Raw genomic sequence first — 20,054 nt, 5'->3', positions numbered from 1 at the left:
GGCACAAGATCCTTCTTGTAGGCTGTTGGACCGCATATTAAGCAGCAGCCTGCCGACCTTGTCTGTCCCTTGAAACCCCGACAACGACCTCCCACCCTGCCCCGCCAGCCCTTGCGCAGAAGGCTTCGGAGGGCGTGAAGGCCAATGGCCATAGGGCTTTGCCGGCGTTCACACCGGGCCAACGCCAGCACAATTAGCGTCCCTATTTCCCAGTACAGACGTAGGATAATTCCCTAAGATTGAATGTCGGATATCATTAGCTGACAAGAGCGACCCCCAACATGGGGACACCCTTTGAAAGATCATCATCAAGGAAGATAACAGCATGAAGCTGACCCACGACCTCGGACACGGTCATGATCCGTACCTCTATCTGCGCTTGGGTGAACTGGTTTCCAGCGCCGCGGAGGACGCCTTTGCCGAGCATATGCTGGCGTTCGTCAACAGCCTGGTACCGATTCACGGGCTCGACCTCAGCGAATGGACCCTCGATGCAGATCGGGGCAGTATCGGCCCGAGCAAATGCCTGGGCAGCGCCGGCCAAGTGCACGACATTTGCGCGCCGAACACACTTCCCCACCCGCTGCTGCAAAGCGTCCTGGAGATGGAGGCGCCCCTGCTGATCCAGCTCAAGACGCCAGCGAACCGGCAACACCCAGAGCACAGCGCCCATCAGTGCAATCTGGTCTCGGGCAGCGGCGATCTGCGCTGGGTCATCTGCTTCCATCGCATGGCGAGTTTGCAGGCGTTCTCCGTGACCGAACTGTCGATGCTCAAAAGCCTGTCCGATACGTTACTGCCGCTGGTGGTGCACCGTGCGCAGTTGCTCGCGCCGCCCGGAACACGCTGGACCGGCGCGGCGCAGGCAGGTTCCGAGCACGACGCCTTGCATCAAGCCTTCAGCGCGAGGTTGGCGCAGGACGCCATCAACCTTTCGGCGCGCGAGCAAGAGGTTTGCCTGGGCCTGCTGACGGGCATCACGGTGTCGGAAATGGCCCAGCGGCTGAACGTCAAGAACAGCTCGGTGGAAACCTACCTCAAGCGCGCTACCACCAAACTGGGGGTCAGCGGCCGGCATGGTTTGACCCGCTGGATGGCGTTTGTGCCCAGTCGGGCAAAGCACGTGCCTGCGGCGCCAGCGGATATTCCTGGCACGCCGGCGAGCAAGGCCGGGCCGCGTCAGGATCAATATGGGTAAGCGTGACCGCTCGGGATTTTCAATGAAACAGACCCTCCGACAGCACCGTCGGAGGGTGTTCGCGGCCACACTCTCAGCGATTTCCAGGCCTCCTCCAGGCCTTCTGGAAAGCGACCGGCCCACACAAAATCCGTCGTAAGAACAGTCCTGTTTTCATGTAGGAAATACTGACACATCTTCCGCATGAGTGGATCCAGCACCGCCCCATAAAAGCCCAACCACCGCTTGAAACAAGCGGAATAGAGCGGTTTTCCTGTCAATAAACATGAGCTGATTTTCGGGAGGGAATGTAAATCACAAGACACAAATAACAATGATTATCATTTGTTTCGGGTATTTTTACTCGTTACTCTCCGCGTGCTTTTCACTCAAGGTCGTGCACAAGGAGTCAGACTTGACGAATGAATACAGCAAGAAACCGCAAGCCCTGTTGAGTCGTTGGAGCGACGCACTTGGCACCCCGCTCTTCCAGGCCAACCACATCACCCTTGACGCACTGGTCAACACCCTGGCGCCCGCCGCCGAGCGCAGTTTCCAGCGTTTGATCCAGGCGCTGTTCCGTGAAGGCCTGCTGGATGCCGGCGCTCTCGAATACGACGAGTCCCCTCGCTGCTGGCTGACACTTCGCGACCGAACCCGCCTGTGCTTCGACCATTTGCTTCCTGGGCGCATGAGCAGTTGGGACCTGCGGGGCGACCTCACGGCTTACGGCGATGATCATCCGCCGCACAAGATCCAGTTTCCCTCGGAACTGCTGACCCTGCTCAACAACGGCCTCGAATCATCGGCTGACGCCGAGGTGCTGCGCCGCCTCAACGAAGAGCTCGACGACAGTTTCGCCAACGACACGTTATGCCTGGCCTTCCACGAGCGCTGGACACTCCAGTTGCATGGGGCCATGGACCCGGTCCATGACGACAATCTGCTGATCTGGCTCAAGGACGAGCCCAACGTTGCCAACCCCACCTCCCTGCTGGAACAGTGGGGCACGCTGGGTCACCCATGGCACCCCAACTACAAGACCAAACTGGGTTTGAGCACGGATCAGGTCATCGATTTCTCGCCGGAATTCGAAGCCCGTTTCCCGGTGATCCTCTGTGCATTGCACCGCCAGTTCGCCCATGTCGAATCACTGGCCGGCACCGTGGATTACTGGCAGTGGTGGCAGGCCCACTTCCCCCAGGCCGCACTGCAGTTGACCGCTGAATTGACGCGCCAGGGTCTTGAAGCCGGCGACTACCTGCCACTGCCGGCCCACCCATGGCAGGCACGCCAGGAACTGCCGCAGACCTTCGCCAACGAAATCGGCGACCGCTTGCTGGTGCTGACCGACATTGTCGCGTTCACCGCCCATCCGACCATGTCGTTCCGCACCGTACTGCCCGAGGGCCGACGTGACGCACCGATGGTCAAGCTGCCGGTTTCACTGCGCCTGACCAGCGTGCAGCGCACCGTTTCGCCACGCTCGGCGCGCATGGGCCCACGCATCAGCCACCTGATGCAAACCATCCTGGCGCGCGAACCCGCGATTCGGAACATTCTCGGCATCGTTCCCGAACGCATCGGTGTGCATTACAAGCCGCAACCGGTAGACGACGAACGCTCGCGCCATCTCGCCGCGCTGTATCGGGACAACCCCCTGAGCCAGTTGCAGCCCGGTGAAATGGCCATTCCGGTCGGCAGTCTGTTTGCAATCGACCAGCACGGTCAGCCGCTGTTGAGGCAGTGGGTGCACCTGGCCAAGGGCACGGATGACCGCGACGCCATGGGCTCGTTCTTCCACGACTACGTTTCGATTGTGGTGCCCGGCCTGCTGGGCATGTACCTGCGCTACGGCGTGGCCTTCGAGGCCCACCAGCAAAACAGCTTCATGATCATGGCCGCCGACGGACAATTGAGCCGCCTGTTGCTGCGTGACTTCGGGGATATCCGCATCGATCGCACCACCTTGCATGCACAGGGTCTGGACATCGAACTGCATGATCCGAAGATGACCCTGTATGACGACGCCGGCTTCGTGCGCGACAAGCTGCTGCACACGGTCTTCATGTGTCATCTGGGCGAACTGGTGTTGCTCAGCGCCCGCCACTTCGACATCCCCCAGGCCCAGTTGTGGAGTGAGCTGGCAACGCAGGTCAGCCAGTGCTTCGACGACCTGCGCGATCAGGTCGAACCGCAGCGCTGGGAAACCGAGCGCCGGGCACTGCTGGAACAGGACTGGCCCGCCAAGTCGTTCATGCGGATGCGCCTGCTCGACAGTCACGCCGATATCGTCGGGCGTCTGCGCAATCCGCTCAGCGTCAACGCCGATGGCGGCTAACGACACGGCGCTGCGCTTGCTGGTCGGGATCCAGCTCATCTCCATGGGCGCCATGGAAATGAGCGGGCCCTTCTGGCCCTTGCAGATCCAGAAACTGCTCGGCGTCGCCAATGCCCAGTACACCGGCTTGCTGTCTGCGCTGGTGTACGCCGGGCCGATGATGGCGGCGATGATCCTGACGCCGCTGTGGGGGCGACTGGGCGACCGCACCGGGCACAAGCCGATGATCATTCGCGCGCTGCTGGCGTTGGCGGTGTGTCAGGCGCTGGCCGCGATCACCTTCGATCCCTGGCTGCTGGTGGGCATCCGGGTGGCGCAAGGTGCCCTGGCCGGGTTTATCGCCGCCGCCCAGGCCTATGCGCTGGCCTGCTGCGGCGACGGCGGGCGCGGGCAGATTCTCGCCCGCCTGCAATCGGCCACGGCGGTCGGCTCACTGGCCGGGCCGGTACTCGGCGGCTGGCTGATGGATGTCTCGGGGTTCGCCTTGCTGTGCTACAGCGCCACGGCGATTTGCCTGTTGTGCGCGCTGATCAGCCTGTTTTTACCCAGCGACACGCAACGCGTGCCGTCCAAGCAAAAACCTGCTCACGCGGCGCTGCCCAAAGGTTGGCTGGGGGGAATGCTCGGGGTCATCGTCCTGATCCAGGCCGCCAAGATGATGCCGCAGCCGTTCTATGCCTTGTACGTGGCGGACGTCCTGCACGCACCGGGCTGGCTGATCGGCGCCAGCTATGCCGCCAGCGCCGCCACCCTCGCCGTGTCCGCGCCGCTGTGGGGGCGACTGTTCGACCGCCATCAGCCCGCCCACACCTTGCGCGTCATCGAATGGGTCGCCTGGTCCTGCGCCTTGACCCTGGCCTTTACCGCCGTGGCCAGCGAATGGATGGGCTTCCTTGCCAGCCGACTGCTCTGGGGCGTGTGGCAAGGCGCACTGCTGCCCGTCGCCTACACCTTGATCGCCAACACCGTTGCGCCCAGCCAACAGGGCTTTGCCCTGGGCCTGGGCAACAGCGCCGCCAAAGCCGGCGCCCTGTGCGGGGCGTTGATAGGTGGCATCGGCATGGGGATCGTCGGGTTGGCGCAGAGCTTCTGGCTGGTCGCACTCACCTACGCCTTTGCCGCCCTGGGTATCCGCGCCATCCGATCCTTTTCACGAACACCGGAAACCAGCGTTTTATCGACCCACATTTCTCGGAATTAAACCAAGTAAGCACCATGAAAAAAACACAACTGTCCATCCTGCTGCCCTTTATTGGCTCGCTGAGCACACCGGCCTGGGCCGATCAGACCGAGCCCGCCCAGGCGGCACCCGGCGCCCTGCAACTGCAGGAAATGGTGGTGTCCGCCACCCGCAGCGAAACCAGCATTGCCTCGATTCCAGGCTCCGTGCAGGTGATCAACGAAGAGCAGATCCGCCAGCAGACCGGTGCCGGACGCCGGGTCGCGGATGTCCTCGGCCAACTGGTGCCGGGTATTTCCCCGTCCACCGGCGGCATGAGCAACTTTGGCCAGACCCTGCGCGGGCGCAACACGCTGATCCTGATCGACGGAGTGTCCCAGAACGCGACGCGGGACAATTTCCGCCAACTCAACAGCATCGCCCCGGAAAGCATCGAGCGCATCGAAGTGGTATCCGGTGCCAGCAGCGTCTACGGCGCGGGCGCGTCGGGCGGCATCATCAACATCATCACCAAACGCAACAAGGGTGAGGAGCTGGCGTTCAGCAGCAAGATCGGCATGACCACCGGCAACAACCTCAATAACAAGGGTTTCTCCTACGAGGCGTTCCAGAGCGCAACCGGGCGCAAGGACGCGCTGGACTGGTACCTGTCGGCCAACACCGTGCAACGTAACGACCAGTTCGACGGCAACGGCAAGCGCATTCCCCAGGACACGTCCCAGGGCAGCAACATGGACACCGACACCTACGACCTGCAAGGTCGCTTCGGTTACGAGCTGGATGCCGACAAGAAGATCAGCCTGTCGCTGCAGGACTACAAGGACCAACAGGACACCGACTACACCAAGGACCCGCTCATCACCAGCAATGCGGTCGCGGTAAAAGGCCTGAAGCTGGATGACCAGCCGTACACCCATAACCAGGCCGTCAACCTCAACTACACCGACAAGGATTTCTACGGCCAGGGTCTGCAGGTCGAAAGCTACTGGCGACGTGCCGATGCGCTGTTTTTCCCGGACCTGTCACGGGGCCTGGCCGGGGTCTCCAACAACAACAGCGTGCAGGATGTCTACGGCCTGCGGGCGGCTATCGAAAGCAAGCTGCCGGACATCGGCCCGGCCACCGGCTCGCTGGTCTGGGGCGCCGACTACGATCACGAAACCTCGCGCCAACGCGGCGATCAGTACCGGGTCAATGGACTGACCTACACCAAGACCGGCACCACCTTCGAAATGGGGCCGGACGTCGCGACTGCCACCAAAGCCATTTTCGCTCAGCTGTCCTACGACATCGGCGACTGGACCTTGCGTGGCGGCGTGCGTCGCGAATGGATCGACAGCGAGATTGCCGACAGCATCGCCTATGGCGAAATCGTCCAGACCGGCAATCGCGCAACGCTGCCCGGCGGCACCCTGAAATACAACGACACGCTCTACAACCTCGGGGCGGTGTATCACCTGAACGAAAACCAGGACCTGTTCGTCAACTTCAGCCAGGGCTTTTCCCTGCCGGATATCCAGCGTTTCCTGCGTGACGTCAGCAGCACCTACGACATCCATCAACTCAACGCCCAGGCCCTCAAGGTCAACAGCTATGAGCTGGGCTGGCGTGGCAACTGGGACAAGTGGCAGGCCAGCGTCACCGCCTACGAAAACACCTCGGACGTCACTCAGTTCTATGATGCCAACGACCGCGTACTGCGCCTGATCAACCAGAAGGAACGCGTGCGCGGCGTGGAAACCAGCCTGAGCTACAACCTCACGGATCAATGGTCGATGGGCGGCACTTACGCTTACGCCAAGGGTGAGACCGACCAGAACGGCAAATGGATCGACTTGCCGGCCACGCGCATTTCCCCGGCCAAGACCACGGCCTTCGTGGTTTATGACCGTGGCGACTACAACCTGCGTCTGCAAGCCATGCGCCTGTCGGACTACGACGCGGCGTTCAAGGACAACAACGGTCGCGATATCAAGGGCTACACGCTGTACGACCTGCTGGGCTCGGTGGCATTGCCGGTGGGTCGCCTGGAAGGCGGGCTCTACAACCTGGCCAACCGCAACTACCAGAACATGTTCGCCCAGGCCAACGCCCGCGCGCCCTACCCGAATGCTGAAGGCCGGACCTTGAGCGTCAGCTACGCTGTCGACTGGTAAAAGCGCTGCCCGCGAAAGCGTCAGCCCTGAATCCTTGCAGAGGGCTGACGCCTCCCCTGCCCATGAGCAATTCTTCACATTCAGCGGGGAGCATTCCCCGCCATGGCACGGTCCTCTACTCATCAGCAGTTTTTACACTCACTGACGACTGGAGTTCTTCATGGCGAAAATCACCCTGGCCCAGCAATTGGCGACCACCCTTGAACAGGCGGGCATCAAGCGCATCTGGGGCCTGACCGGCGACAGCCTGAACGGCCTGACCGATGCCCTGCGCACCATGGACGGCATCGAGTGGATGCATGTGCGCCACGAAGAAGTGGCGGCCTTCGCTGCCGGCGCCGAAGCCGCTGCCACCGGCGAGCTGACGGTGTGTGCCGGCAGTTGCGGGCCGGGCAACCTGCACTTGATCAATGGCCTGTTCGACTGCCATCGCAACCATGTGCCGGTCCTGGCCATCGCCGCACAGATCCCCTCCTCCGAGATTGGCCTGAATTACTTTCAGGAAACCCATCCCCAGGAGCTGTTCAAGGAGTGCAGCCACTTTATCGAGCTGGTGACCAACCCCGCGCAGATGCCCCAGGTGCTGCACCGGGCCATGCGCTCGGCGATCCTCAACCGTGGCGTGGCGGTGGTGGTGATTCCGGGGGATGTGTCGCTGCTGGAAGTGGAAGACAGCTTCAAGCCGTGGCCGGCGCTTCTGGCGCCACGGACCTTGCCGGCCGAACACGACCTGCAACGCCTCGGCGAGATCCTTGAACAGAGCCAATCGGTAACACTGCTCTGCGGCAGCGGCTGTGCCGGCGCCCACGACGATGTGCTAGCCCTGGCCGATGCCCTCGGCGCACCGGTGGTCCACGCCCTGCGGGGCAAGGAGCATGTGGAGTGGGACAACCCCTTCGATGTCGGCATGACCGGCCTGATCGGCTTCAGTTCCGGTTACCACGCGATGCTCAACTGCGACACGCTGATCATGCTCGGCACCGACTTCCCCTATCGACAGTTCTACCCCACCGACGCGAAGATCATCCAGGTCGACCGTAATCCGCAAGCGCTGGGCCGGCGCGCCACGCTGGACCTGGGGATCGCCGCCGACGTCAGCGAAACCATCCGCGGCCTGCTGCCGCGCCTGACCCGCAAGACCGACCGCAGCTTCCTCGAAACCTCCCTCAAGCATTACCAGAAAGCGCGCCAGGGCCTCGACGACCTGGCACAACCGTCAAAGGCGGGCCGGCCGATCCACCCGCAATACGTCACCCGCCTGCTCAGTGAATTGGCCGACGACGATGCAATCTTCACCGCCGACGTGGGTTCGCCCACCGTCTGGGCCGCGCGCTACCTGAAGATGAATGGCAAGCGCCGGCTGATCGGCTCGTTCAACCACGGCTCGATGGCCAACGCCATGCCCCAGGCCATCGGTGCACAAGCGGCGTTTCCCGGTCGACAGGTGATTTCCCTGTCCGGCGATGGTGGTTTCAGCATGCTGATGGGCGACTTCATTTCCCTGGCGCAGTTGAAACTGCCGGTGAAAGTCATCGTCTACGACAACGCCTCCCTGGGGTTCGTCGCCATGGAGATGAAAGCCTCCGGCTACCTGGACACCGGCACCGAGTTGAAGAACCCGGATTTCGCCGCCATGTCCAACGCCATGGGCATCCTCGGCATTCGCGTCGAGCAATCCGAAGACCTGGAACCGGCCTTGCGCCGCGCCTTGGCCCATGACGGCCCGGTGTTGGTGGACGTGGTGACCGCCACCCAGGAACTGGTCATGCCGCCCAGCATCAAGCTGGAACAGGCCAAGGGCTTCAGCCTGTATATGCTCAAGGCGGTGATGAGCGGACGGGGCGATGAAGTGATCGAATTGGCGCGGACCAACTGGTTGCGCTGATCCCATCACTCAGTGACGACGGCCGGCACCGTAGCGGACGATCATCCGGGTGATCGCCTCGACCATCAGCGGGTCGGCCTGCGGCGCGCTGAATAAACGGAACTCGGCATCGGGCAACGGCGGCAAGCCATGCTCGGCGCCGAGGACCGCCAAGCCTTGGGAAACCTGGCTGCGGGTCATCGGCGCGATGGCAAAACCGGCCAGGGCCGCGGCCTGCAACCCGGCATAGCTGGTGCAGAGCATGGCCGTGCGCTGGGGGATTCCGGCCTGGGCCAGGCGCGTCAACGCGGCCTCCCGATAAGGACAGGGTTCCGGGAACAGGGCCAGGGGCAAAGGTGTCGGCAAGGTGCCAAGCGGCTGGGCGGACCAGGCCCAGACCAGAGGTTCCTGCCATAAGGCCAGACCGGGCTCGCTGGACTCACACAACGAACCGACCACCACATCCAGTTCGCCCTGCTTCATCAGGCTCAGCAACGAACCGGGAATACTGACCTGCACGTTGATCTGCATGCCCGGATAGTCGGCGGCGAAGGCCTGCAAATCACGCAACAGCCGGGCATCGGCGAATTCTTCCGACACACCGATGCGCAAATTCCCCTGAAACGCCGAACGGGTCAACTCGGCCCAGGCATCCCGATTGAGCGCCAGAATGCCCCGGGCATAGGCCATCAACCGTTCGCCATCGGCCGTCAGTTGTTGTGAGCGGGTGGTGCGGGTCAGCAGCGGTTTGCCCACCTGCTCTTCCAGACGCCGCAAATGACCACTGACGGCCGACTGGGTCAGGTGCAGGCGGGCTGCGGCGCGGCTAAAGCCGCCTTCATCCACCACCGCGACAAAGGTCTTGAGCAACAAGGCATCGAACATATGCAGATACGTGATTAATCAGGCCATAAAACACGATTTATATTTCAAGCAGCGCTATGTTGCAATGCCCGGGTCTTATCTCCCATTCCCCCGAGGCCCACCATGACTGTCCTTCTGCATGTTGAATGTTCCCCGCGCAAACAGCGCTCCGCCTCCCTGGAAATTGCCCGCCAGTTCATTGCCCGCTATCAGCAGAACGCCCCGGATACCGAGGTCATCACCCTGGACCTGTGGAGTCTGGACCTGCCGGAATTTGACGGGCCGGTGATGGACGCCAAATACGCAGGCCTCAGCGGTAGCCCATTGACCGAGGAACAGGACGCCGCCTGGACGAGCCTGAAAAGCCTTGCCGCGCACCTGCACCAGGCAGACGTACTGGTGTTCTCCGTTCCGCTGTGGAATTTCGCCGTGCCCTACAAGCTCAAGCACTTTATCGACGTGATATCGCAGAAAGACGTGCTGTTTGAATTCAGCCCGGAACACGGCCTGCGGGGGCTGTTGCACAACAAACGGGCCGTGAACGTGTATGCACGCGGAATGGACTTTTCCGAACCGGCCACCCAACCGATGGACTTCCAGAAACCTTACATGGAGGCCTGGCTGGGCTTTATCGGTGTGACCGACGTGCACTCGCTGTATGTGGAGAAAACCATCCTCGGCGCCGACGTCGATCGGGACTCTCGTCAGAAAACCACTGAACAGGCCTTGGCACTGGCCGACCGGCTGGCCTGATCGGGTGCAAAAAAGGTTCTGCCAAAACGACTCTCAACGTGCCTGCTACGCTTGCCCTTCGCACGTTGAGTGCGTTCGTCCTCACACCACCGAAAACAGAGGAAGGCATCATGGGATCAAATGGAAATGGTCATAACTGCACCCATTGCGGTTGCGAAAACCCAGTCTGGAATGCACTCAAACACAGCGTCGACCTGAAAGCCCTCACGGGCCAGGTCACGAGCCGATTACCAGAGCCCGGCAGCGAATCGCTGGTCTTCACCGGCGGTATCATCTACCCCCTCAAGAACGGCAACATGGACGAACAGGTCGAAGCCCTGGGCATCCATGGCGGCGATGTGGTCGCTTCAGGCAGCCTCGCCCATGTCCAGGCCCAGATGCAGGCCAAAGGCATTGCCTACAAGACCCGGCATTTGAATGGCAAAACCCTGTTGCCGGGCTTGGTCGAGCCACATATTCACATCGTGCAATCCTGTGTCATGCAGGGCTGGCTGGATCTGGGGCCCATCGATGAGCAGACGCAACGGTTACGTCCCAGCTATGACTGGAACTATCTGAAACAAACCATCGACAAACACCTGCCCGACAAGGCGTCGACGTGGATCCTGGGGCACATGGTCGACCCGGCGCTGATGCCATTCACGCTGAACAGCAACAAGCAAAACCAACTGACAACCTTTTATTGCGACACCAACTTCAACCCGCATGACGACAACATCGGCAATCTGGACAGTATCGTCAGCAAAAACCCGTTGCTGATGATGAGTGCGTCCATGCACACCGTCTACCTGAATACCGCTGCATGCGTGGCCGTGTACAACAACGACAATAAATCCAGCCAGGCATTACGAGCCCAGTATCCGACCTTCCAGGCGTTCATGGACAAGACCCGTGGCAACCTGCAGGAAGAGGCTGGCGTCATGACCGCCATACGGTCGATTCCGCTCGCGCAAGCCTTGGACCTGGTCAATATATTCACCTACATGAAGCGTTACTTCGATCAGGCCTCCCAACGTGGCGTCACGCTGTTGTACGACGCGATGGTCGATTCGAAGTCAAAATTGATCCTGGAGGCCTATGGCCTGACGCACCACAGCAACCAGCGGATCGGCTATGCGCAGTTGTGCGACGGCAAGGATTTCAACAATATCGCGCCGTACCATCCGGTGACCAAGGAGGCCGCCAGGCACTTTTATCAGGGCGGAGTCAAATTGGTCTCGGATGGTTCGAATCAGGGGCTGACAGGTTATCAAGCAGAACCCTACTGCTGTGAAGCCACGCCGCCACTGGGCAACTTCAACTTCTGTGATGCTGGCAAGCAGAACCCGGACAAGCTCCCTTCCGCGTACAAGGAAACACTGGAAGAGGCGGTGTCCAAGGGCTGGCCGCTGATGATTCACGCCAACGGTGACCGGGCCATCCAGTTCACGCTCGATGCCTACGCCAATGCACTGGGAAAGCAGAGCGGCCTGGAGAAACGGCATCGCATTGAACACTGCTCCTTGCTGGCAACAGAAACCCTCGATCAAATGCAACAGCTGGGCATTTCCCCCAGCTTTCTGATCGGCCACGTGGGCTACTGGGGTTATGTCTTCGAAAAAGCCATTTTCGAGGACAAGGCCAGCGACATGCTCGACCTGTGCAAGGACGCCTTGAACAGAGGCATGCGCATCTCGTTGCACAGCGATTGCTCGGTCACGCCGCTGGGCCCGTTGCGCTCGATGGAGCAGGCCATCACCCGCAAGATGGAAGGCATACGCGGCAAGGACGGCCAGTTCATAAACGATGCACGTCAGCAACCGGTGCTCAATGAAGGCCAATGCCTGACACGGCAGCAAGCGCTGAAAGCCATTACCTATGACGCGGCCTGGCAATGCCATGCCGATCAGTGGGCCGGCTCATTGCAAGACGGCTGCTTTGCCGACTTCGTCATTCTCGAGCAGAACCCCCTCGATGAAAAAGTCCCGGCGACCAGCATCCGTGACATCAAGGTCTGCGAAACCTGGAAAGGCGGACACAAGGTGTATGCCCACACTGACGACTGACGGCTGAACGCTCGGGTCGGGCCAGTGGCGATTGCGCATCAACCTGTGCACTGTCGACCACCCCGACCCACCGTTCAGGCTTCACACCCCTGGATAAAGTGGAGCCTATTTCTCGATTTAAAAAATAGACGACTGGTCTATTAGTAAAAATAACGGCATACTCCAATTCGACTACAGCCTCACCACCCTCAATCGACAGGTAGATACCATGAAGATTCTCATTGTCCTGACCTCCCATGACACGCTGGGTAACACCGGCAAGAAGACCGGCTTCTGGCTCGAAGAGCTGGCCGCCCCCTACTACACCTTCCTCGACGCCGGCGTCGAACTGACCCTGGCTTCGCCCAAAGGCGGCCAGCCGCCGCTTGATCCAAAGAGCAACGAGCCCGACTTCCAGACCGAAGCCACCCATCGCTTCGAGGCCGATTCGGTCGCCGTGCAAGCACTGGCCACGACCCGTAAGCTGAGTGACGTCTCCATTGCAGACTTCGACGCCGTGTTCTATCCCGGTGGCCATGGCCCGCTGTGGGATCTGGCCGAAGACCGCACCTCCATCGCCCTGATCGAAGCCGCCATCCGGGCGGGCAAACCGGTCAGCACCGTCTGCCATGCACCGGGAGTACTGCGTCACGTCAAGGGTAGCGACGGCCATCCGTTGGTGGCCGGCAAGGTGGTCACCGGCTTCAGCAACAGCGAAGAAGATGCCGTGGGCCTGAGCCAGGTCGTGCCCTTCCTCGTCGAAGACATGCTCAAGGCCAATGGCGGGCGTTATACCAAGGGGGCCGATTGGCAGTCCCACGTCGAAGTCGACGGGCTGTTGATCACCGGCCAAAACCCGGGTTCCTCCGAAGCCACAGCCCAAGCGTTGCTCAAACTGCTGGCCTGAGGAGGCCTCTATCCCGAGGGGGTCGGATCAGTCATCCGCCCCCACACGGATCACCAGCTTGCCGAAGTTGCGGCCCTGCAGCAGGCCGATAAATGCCTCCGAGGCATTCTCCAGCCCATCAACCTGTTCTTCGCGGTAATGGATACGACCGTCGGCGAACCAACTCGAGATGTCACGCTGGAATTCGTCGAAGCGGTGAGCGTAGTCGTCGAAGATGATGAACCCTTGCACCTTGATGCGCTTGCGCAGGATCGTGCCCATCAATGCCGGCAGGCGATCGGGGCCGGCCGGCAAGTCAGTGTCGTTGTAGTGCGCAATGATCCCGCAGACGGGAATACGGGCCTTGGTGTTGAGCAACGGAAAGACTGCATCGAAGACCTTGCCACCGACGTTCTCGTAGTAGATATCGATGCCATTGGGGCAAGCCTTGGCCAGTTGCTCGGCGAAGTCCGGGGCCTGGTGGTCGACGCAGGAATCAAAACCGAGGACTTCCACGGCATGCCGACACTTGGTTTCCCCGCCCGCGACACCCACCACATGGCAACCCTTGATCTTGCCGATCTGTCCTACAGTCGCGCCCACCGGGCCGGTGGCAGCGGCCACCACCAGGGTTTCGCCCGCCTTGGGCTGGCCGATATCAAGCAGGCCCATGTAGGCGGTAAAACCCGGCATGCCGAACACGCCCAGGGCGTAGGAAGGATGTTCCGGCGATTCGCCCAGGGAAGTCAGACCCGAACCATCAGAAAGCGCATAGTCCTGCCAGCCGTTGCCCGAGAGCACCCAGTCACCCACCTTGTAGCCGGAATGCCTGGAGGCAACCACACGGCTCACGGTACCGCCCACCATGACCCCACCCACTTCGACGGGTGGCGCGTAAGACGGCTTGTCGCTCATACGACCGCGCATATAGGGATCGAGCGAGAGGAAGACGGTACGGAGCAGCACCTGCCCCTCCCCTGGCTGCGGCACCGGGCCTTGCTCGAGGCGAAAGTTCGCCAGGGACGGCGCACCATGGGGCCGCGCCGCCAGGACAACGCTGCGATTGACCTGCTTGGATTGAGACATCTTCAGACTCCTTTGCTCAATGAGTGCTTCGGAAAAATCACTCTGATTATTGAAATTAGACCAGTCAACTATCATCAAGCCAAAAAATACCCGCCCCTACAGGCGGGTATCACGTGCCAGCGAACATCAGACGCCCAGCAGAGTCTTGGTCGTGACCATGGCATTTTCCATTGAACGGCCATTGCGATGCAGCTTGCTCAGCAGGCTGGCGCCCAGCCACAACTGATAGAGCGCCGTCGCCGTGAGATGGGCATTGCCCGACGGCAGTGAAGCGTCACGCTGCCCCTGTTCGATGCAGTCAGTGAGGCGCTCGATGATCCGATCGGAGCCATCACGCAGGGTGATGCGCATCGGTTCGGAGAGGTCCGCCACTTCGGCGCTCAACTTCACGACCAGGCATTTGTGTTCATTGCTGGGCTCGCAATAGCTGTCCAGCCACTTCTGCCAATAGCCCATAAGGCGTTCGCGGGCGTTGCCCGGCGCGGTAAAGCGTTGCTCCATGTCCACCAGGTAGCCGCGGAAGTAGTCTTCCAGCAGCGACTGGCCATACTGCTCCTTGGACTTGAAGTAGTGATAGAACGAGCCCTTGGGCACACCCGCCGTCTGCAGGATTTCGTTGAGGCCAACACCGGTGAAGCCTTTGACCGCCATCATCCGGTGGCCGGTATCGAGCAAGTGTTGGCGAGTGTCATCGTAGCGGGCTTTCATGGCGTGCAGGATATCCAAAATTAGACCAGTCGTCTAACTGGTATTTCAACGGCGTCATTATAAGCGTGATCTGCGCCATTGCGCTGATTCGGGATAAGAGAAAACGTGCCGATCCGCCTCTGCGCCCGCCCAGGTGTTGGGGAGCACCGGCGCGCTCCCCTCAAGCGAGCTTCAGCCCTGGGCCTTCGCGGCCGCCAGGTAGGGTGCCAGGCGTCGCCCCATTTCCTCACCCAATGCCTGCAACCCGCTCATGGGGCGGACCATGACTTCGAACTCGACAATCTTGCCTGCCCCATCGAAACGGATCATGTCGATGCCCTTGAGTTGGCGCCCCGCCACCTCGGCGCTGAACTCCAGCACCACACTGCAACCATCAGCCGTGACCAGTTCACGATGATAGACAAAGTTCTCGAAGACCTTGATGACCGTACCGAGGATGGTCGCGACCACCATCGCCCCAGGGTATGGGTGATGGGCCATGGGCGAGTGGAACACCACATCCGCCGCCAACAGTTCGGGCAACGCGGCCAGGTCGCCGCGCGCGACCATCTCATGCCAGTGTTGCAGTGAGGCAGCGGCTTGCGGGTGAAGTTTGAGTTCGGACATCTTGCGTTCCTCGGTATCGTTATTGTTCTGGATTGCGTTCGACGCTCAGCAATCAGTATTGAGGTTTGGCGGCGGACATCGCCTCCATTGAACTGTGCAGGTCAGCCTTATACCCTAGCAGCTGAGAGCTTATGCCAAGGATAGTCATGCGCGTCATCGTAATAGGTGGTTTAGGCAATTTCGGAGCGCGGATATGCCAACGCCTCGCGCAGGAGCCAGGTTTGACGGTGATCGCCGCCAGCCGCAGTACCGGCGGGGGCTTCCATACATTTGGCAACGGACAGACCGTCGCCACCTTGTCCCTGGATATCACTGCCGCTGATTTTGAAGCTCGCCTCGCCGAGGCTTCGCCGGGTTTGCTCATCCACTGTGCGGGTCCCTTTCAGGGCCAGGACTACGCCGTCGCAAAAGCGGCTTGCGCTATCGGAGCACACTACCTGGACCTCGCGGACGGTCGAGACTTTGTCGAGAACTTCGCCGCCAATCTGGACGCCCAGGCAAAAGCAGCCGGGGTGCTGGCCATCTCGGGCGCCAGCAGCGTGCCCGGATTATCGTCCGCCGTGGTCGATCACCTGGTCAGGTCATTTACCCGTGTGGATAGCATCAGCACCGTCATAGCGCCAGGCCAACAGGCCCCGCGTGGCATCGCCACCATCAAGGCGGTTTTTGGTTATGCCGGGCTGGCATTTGCCCGCTGGAATGGCGGCGCCTGGCGCAAACAATACGGTTGGCAGGACATCCGCAACTTCAGATTCACAGGCCTGGGTCCACGTTGGGGCGCGGCGTGCGATGTTCCGGACCTCGCCCTGTTTCCTGCCCGATACCCGGGTGTCAGGGATGTCGAATTCCATGCAGCGCTGGAACTGCGGATCGAGCATATCGGCCTCTGGCTGGCAGCCGCCCTGCGTCGGCTGGGGCTGCCGTTGCCGATCGATCGCTGGGCGGCTCAATTGGAGGCCGTGTCCACGACGGTGCTTGATCGGTTCGGCAGCGACAGGGGCGCCATGATGGTTCAAGTGCGCGGGCTGCTTGAGGGGGACAAACCGGGTTGTTTGAGTTGGCAGTTAACCGCCCCGGGTGGACACGGGCCGGAAATTCCGTGCATGGCAACGGTGTTGCTCGCCTGCAAGTTGGCGAAGAACGAGCTTCATCTGACGGGCGCATTTCCGTGCATGGGGTTGCTGCAACTGGAAGAGTTCGAGGTTGAATTCCAGCGTTGGCAATTCACGTCTGCCATTGTCGAGGCGCCGCAATGAAGCAACTCGAAGACGCGCTGAATGGGTGAATACTGACGATCAACCCTTTGACGCGTCCTCTTGGGGGAGACTCTTACTTAAAGCATAGGCATCAAGCCGTTTAGTTAAAGCCCGCACCAGCTGTCGCCCGCCAACGCCGCCCTGGTGAAGGGGGACTTCCCAAACCTTCATATGTTTCTTGTAAAGAATGAGTCCGTTTCGTCCACAGTCGAATTTTTCTATTTGGTCCCAGGAAATTGTCCAGCTTGGATCAACGAACCCTCCACGGCCGGACACGCCTTCGGCGTCGAGCACAAGGACGGGACCTGCATAAATAGGCGACCATTTGACATTGTGTAAAATAATAGATAGCACCACAACAGCGCAGAATGCCGACGACCATGACCAGTGAAAAAACAGAATCCAATGGCTCGGATAAAAAACAAAATAAAGCGGCACGAGAAATAGAACGACGCTAAGCACAAGGCCCCGGCCCTGAAGGTAAAACTCAACCTCTTCATGAGGGTCAGCGACTCGATCTAGAAATTTCATTGGCTACTGCCTGAGAGAAATCAAGGCGCGATATAGAGATCAGTTATCAGAGGGAATGCCTGAGTCCTGACTGGCTTCAGCAGCCAGTTTCAATCGATCCGCTTTACTAATGTATTTGTCTTTTTTTACCGGTGCTAATTTGGCACTCGCCTTTTTGGCGTTGGCTTTCAGTAACTGGTTTATTTTTTTACGACGATTCATTTTTCTACTCAACCTTGCAAAGGCCTGAATGATATCAGCTTGAATATTGAAATGCGCAGCGTTGCCCGATAGAGTCGCGCCCCGATTCGGCCCAAGGTGCCGGACGTTCGTGGTGAAAAGGGGCGGCAGTTGAACGAGCAGACATTGTCCATGCGCCTGGAGCGCGTGGCCGCGCATGTGCCGGCCGGCGCGCACCTGGCCGATATCGGCTCGGACCACGGCTACCTGCCGGTGGCCCTGATGCGTCGTGGCGCCATCGCGACGGCGGTGGCCGGCGAGGTCGCATTGACGCCCTTCCACTCGGCCGAACGCACCGTGCGCGAGAACGGCCTGGACCAGCGGATCACCGTGCGCCTGGCCAATGGCCTGGCGGCGATCGAGCCGGAAGACGGGATCACGGCAATCAGTATCTGCGGCATGGGCGGCGAGACGATCCGCGACATCCTCGACAGCGGCAAGACGCACCTGAGCGGCCAGGAGCGCCTGATCCTGCAGCCCAATGGCGGCGAACAACCCCTGCGCCAATGGCTGATGGAAAATGGCTACTGCATCCTTTGCGAAGAATTGCTGCGGGAAAACCGCTTCTACTACGAAATCATCGTCGCCGAGCGCGCCGAGCCGGTGACCTACACCGCCGAGGAACTGTACTTCGGCCCACTGCAGATGCAGGCACGCAGCCCGGCGTTCCTGGACAAGTGGCAACGCATGCTGCGCCAGAAGCAGAAGACCCTGACCAGCTTCGCCCATGCGCGCCAGGCAGTGCCCGAGGAAAAGATCCAGGACGTCGCCCAGCAGGCGCGATGGATCACCGAACTACTGGCTTGAGCCTGATCATCACGCCCTCGCCCCGCCCCGATCGCCAAAGCGTTCACGATAAAAACTCGGTGCCACCCCCGTTGCCTTGCGAAATGCCACACGAAAGCTTTCAACAGAGGCGAAGCCACACCGCTCTGAAACCTGCTCGTTGCTCAGCAGGCTGCTTTCCAATAGCTCACGCGCCAAGGTCATGCGTGCCTGCTGCAACCAGGCCTTAGGCGTCATGCCGGTTGCATCGCTGAAACGCCGTAGAAAGGTTCGTTCACTCATCAGCGCCTTGGCCGCCAGTTGTTTGACCGACAAAGGTTCACCCGCGTGTTTCAGCGCCCATTCCATGACGGGCGCCAGGGCGTCGCGCGGTGCTTGCGCGACAGGGGCGGGGATAAACTGTGCCTGCCCTCCCGAGCGCTGCGGCGCCATGACCAGCCGCCGGGCGACGGCATTGGCCACCTGCGTGCCAAAGTCCCGGCTGACCAGATGCAGGCACGCATCAATACCGGCGGCGCTGCCGGCAGAGGTAATGAGCTGGCCGCTGTCCACGTAAAGGACGTCGGGGTCGACTTCAATGTCGGGAAAGCGAGCTGATAGTTCGCTGGTGTATCGCCAGTGCGTCGTGGCGCGCTTGCCGTCCAGCAGACCCGTGGCGGCCAGCACGAATACGCCAGAGCAGATCGACAGCAATCGCGCCCCGCGATCATGAGCCGCACGCAATGCGTCCAGAAGCGCCTGCGGTGGCCGCTCCTCGCGATTACGCCAGCCCGGTACGATGATGGTTCGAGCCGCAGCCAGCAGTTCAAGGCCCGCATCCGCTACAACCTGCATGCCGCCGAGTGCACGCATCGGCCCCTCATCGACAGCAACGATACGGTGGCTGTACCACGGAAAATCAAACTCCGGGCGCGGCAACCCGAAAATTTCCACAGCAATGCCAAATTCGAAGGTACACAAGCCGTCGTAAGCCAGCACAGCCACTAATCCTGGGTCTTGATACATTGGCGGAAAATTACCGGTCGATGTCTGGTGCGCCACTGTAGCGGTATCCGGCGGATTCCTACAATGGGGCCACTCTCCATCACCGAGTGATCATCATGACCAGCCTTATCAGCGAAACACCTGCCGCAACGCCCTCTGCCGCCCTGCTCCACTTCAGCCGACGCCTGGCATTCGAGACCGACTGTTCGGACGTCCACTACAGCCAGGAACGGGGTGAAATTGACTATGTCCTCGTGGATGTCAGAAGCCATGAGGCTTACCTTGCAGGGCATGTGCCTGGCGCAAGCAATATTCCCAGCCGTGACATCACCGCCGAGCGCATGGCCGACTTTCCCCTCGACACCTTGTTCGTGGTCTATTGCGCCGGCCCTCATTGCAACGGGGTTCACCGGGCCGCGATACGCCTGGCCGGTCTGGGCTACGGGGTAAAAGAAATGATCGGAGGCGTCACCGGCTGGCTCGACGAAGGGCTGTCCTTGGTGGGTACCGATTCTCCGGCAAACGCCCTTGCTCATAGCGTTTCGTGCGCCTGCTGAGGCCTGGGGCGTCCTCACTCCATCACCTTGATCGCCCACACCCCGTGGGCGAACGACCATACATCGCGCTTTCTCC

At 60.7% G+C, this 20,054-nt stretch carries 18 protein-coding genes; 11 read left to right on the top strand and 7 right to left on the bottom strand.

The window, feature by feature from the left end; genetic code table 11:
• Nucleotides 1–325: 325 nt before the first annotated feature.
• The 5 genes from HX866_RS06300 (at nucleotide 326) to poxB (ending at nucleotide 8,739) form a co-directional block, all read left to right on the top strand.
• On the top strand, nucleotides 326–1,198 hold the full coding sequence (locus tag HX866_RS06300) for a helix-turn-helix transcriptional regulator (protein ID WP_177091920.1): 873 nt from the start codon (nucleotides 326–328) through the stop codon (nucleotides 1,196–1,198).
• A 394-nt stretch (nucleotides 1,199–1,592) separates the two neighbouring features.
• Nucleotides 1,593–3,518, top strand: coding sequence for an IucA/IucC family protein (locus tag HX866_RS06295; RefSeq protein ID WP_256344833.1), 1,926 nt, complete (start codon nucleotides 1,593–1,595; stop codon nucleotides 3,516–3,518).
• The gene (locus HX866_RS06290; RefSeq protein WP_177138557.1) at nucleotides 3,508–4,719 is read left to right on the top strand and encodes an MFS transporter; all 1,212 of its coding nucleotides are present in this window, start codon (nucleotides 3,508–3,510) and stop codon (nucleotides 4,717–4,719) included. The genes HX866_RS06295 and HX866_RS06290 overlap by 11 nt, the downstream gene beginning before the upstream one ends.
• 14 nt (nucleotides 4,720–4,733) lie before the next feature.
• Nucleotides 4,734–6,854: a TonB-dependent receptor gene (locus HX866_RS06285; protein WP_177138555.1), complete on the top strand. Its 2,121-nt coding sequence runs from the start codon at nucleotides 4,734–4,736 to the stop codon at nucleotides 6,852–6,854.
• 160 nt (nucleotides 6,855–7,014) lie between these two features.
• On the top strand, nucleotides 7,015–8,739 hold the full coding sequence (gene poxB, locus HX866_RS06280; protein ID WP_177091916.1) for a ubiquinone-dependent pyruvate dehydrogenase: 1,725 nt from the start codon (nucleotides 7,015–7,017) through the stop codon (nucleotides 8,737–8,739).
• Nucleotides 8,740–8,748: 9 nt separating this feature from the next.
• Here poxB and HX866_RS06275 read toward each other — a convergent pair whose 3' ends face one another.
• Nucleotides 8,749–9,603 carry a LysR family transcriptional regulator gene (locus tag HX866_RS06275; RefSeq protein ID WP_177138553.1) on the bottom strand — a complete coding sequence of 285 codons (855 nt, stop codon included), beginning with the start codon at nucleotides 9,601–9,603 and terminating at the stop codon, nucleotides 8,749–8,751.
• A gap of 102 nt (nucleotides 9,604–9,705) precedes the next feature.
• Between HX866_RS06275 and HX866_RS06270 the strand changes: the two genes are divergently transcribed.
• The 3 genes from HX866_RS06270 to HX866_RS06260 all read left to right on the top strand — a co-directional run bounded on the left by HX866_RS06270 (nucleotide 9,706) and on the right by HX866_RS06260 (nucleotide 13,266).
• The gene (locus tag HX866_RS06270; RefSeq protein WP_177138551.1) at nucleotides 9,706–10,335 is read left to right on the top strand and encodes an FMN-dependent NADH-azoreductase; all 630 of its coding nucleotides are present in this window, start codon (nucleotides 9,706–9,708) and stop codon (nucleotides 10,333–10,335) included.
• 110 nt (nucleotides 10,336–10,445) lie between these two features.
• Entirely contained in the window at nucleotides 10,446–12,380 is a 1,935-nt protein-coding gene (locus tag HX866_RS06265; RefSeq protein WP_177138550.1) for an amidohydrolase, read from the top strand.
• Between the two features lie 208 nt (nucleotides 12,381–12,588).
• The gene (locus HX866_RS06260; protein WP_177102355.1) at nucleotides 12,589–13,266 is read left to right on the top strand and encodes a type 1 glutamine amidotransferase domain-containing protein; all 678 of its coding nucleotides are present in this window, start codon (nucleotides 12,589–12,591) and stop codon (nucleotides 13,264–13,266) included.
• 27 nt (nucleotides 13,267–13,293) lie between these two features.
• Here HX866_RS06260 and HX866_RS06255 read toward each other — a convergent pair whose 3' ends face one another.
• From HX866_RS06255 to HX866_RS06245, 3 genes are all read right to left on the bottom strand, one after another.
• The gene (locus tag HX866_RS06255; RefSeq protein ID WP_177138549.1) at nucleotides 13,294–14,331 is read right to left on the bottom strand and encodes an NADP-dependent oxidoreductase; all 1,038 of its coding nucleotides are present in this window, start codon (nucleotides 14,329–14,331) and stop codon (nucleotides 13,294–13,296) included.
• A gap of 126 nt (nucleotides 14,332–14,457) precedes the next feature.
• The gene (locus HX866_RS06250) at nucleotides 14,458–15,039 is read right to left on the bottom strand and encodes a TetR/AcrR family transcriptional regulator (RefSeq protein WP_177091911.1); all 582 of its coding nucleotides are present in this window, start codon (nucleotides 15,037–15,039) and stop codon (nucleotides 14,458–14,460) included.
• 171 nt (nucleotides 15,040–15,210) lie between these two features.
• A complete protein-coding gene (locus tag HX866_RS06245) occupies nucleotides 15,211–15,645 on the bottom strand; it encodes a nuclear transport factor 2 family protein (protein WP_177091910.1) in 435 nt (144 codons plus the stop codon).
• Nucleotides 15,646–15,776: 131 nt separating this feature from the next.
• Here HX866_RS06245 and HX866_RS06240 point away from each other — a divergent pair, with 131 nt between their 5' ends.
• Complete coding sequence (locus HX866_RS06240) at nucleotides 15,777–16,901, top strand: saccharopine dehydrogenase family protein (RefSeq protein WP_371319221.1); 1,125 nt, start codon at nucleotides 15,777–15,779, stop codon at nucleotides 16,899–16,901.
• Between the two features lie 39 nt (nucleotides 16,902–16,940).
• On the opposite strand, the gene HX866_RS06235 is transcribed toward HX866_RS06240, so the two are convergent.
• The gene (locus HX866_RS06235; protein ID WP_177091908.1) at nucleotides 16,941–17,432 is read right to left on the bottom strand and encodes a hypothetical protein; all 492 of its coding nucleotides are present in this window, start codon (nucleotides 17,430–17,432) and stop codon (nucleotides 16,941–16,943) included.
• A 39-nt stretch (nucleotides 17,433–17,471) separates the two neighbouring features.
• A complete protein-coding gene (locus HX866_RS06230) occupies nucleotides 17,472–17,633 on the bottom strand; it encodes a DUF2986 domain-containing protein (RefSeq protein ID WP_177091907.1) in 162 nt (53 codons plus the stop codon).
• A 129-nt stretch (nucleotides 17,634–17,762) separates the two neighbouring features.
• Between HX866_RS06230 and HX866_RS06225 the strand changes: the two genes are divergently transcribed.
• Nucleotides 17,763–18,458 carry a tRNA (adenine(22)-N(1))-methyltransferase gene (locus HX866_RS06225; RefSeq protein WP_256344831.1) on the top strand — a complete coding sequence of 232 codons (696 nt, stop codon included), beginning with the start codon at nucleotides 17,763–17,765 and terminating at the stop codon, nucleotides 18,456–18,458.
• A gap of 9 nt (nucleotides 18,459–18,467) precedes the next feature.
• On the opposite strand, the gene ftrA is transcribed toward HX866_RS06225, so the two are convergent.
• The gene (gene ftrA, locus HX866_RS06220; RefSeq protein ID WP_177092132.1) at nucleotides 18,468–19,442 is read right to left on the bottom strand and encodes a transcriptional regulator FtrA; all 975 of its coding nucleotides are present in this window, start codon (nucleotides 19,440–19,442) and stop codon (nucleotides 18,468–18,470) included.
• 95 nt (nucleotides 19,443–19,537) lie between these two features.
• On the opposite strand from ftrA, the gene HX866_RS06215 reads away from it, so the two are divergent.
• Nucleotides 19,538–19,978: a rhodanese-like domain-containing protein gene (locus tag HX866_RS06215; protein ID WP_177138548.1), complete on the top strand. Its 441-nt coding sequence runs from the start codon at nucleotides 19,538–19,540 to the stop codon at nucleotides 19,976–19,978.
• The last annotated feature ends 76 nt before the right edge of the window (nucleotides 19,979–20,054 follow it).

It is taken from the genome of Pseudomonas gingeri (assembly GCF_013386165.1).
Classification (GTDB): Bacteria; Pseudomonadota; Gammaproteobacteria; order Pseudomonadales; family Pseudomonadaceae; genus Aquipseudomonas; species Aquipseudomonas gingeri_C.
The sequence above is the reverse complement of the archived record's forward strand: the minus strand, read 5'-3'. Positions and strand labels throughout refer to the sequence as shown.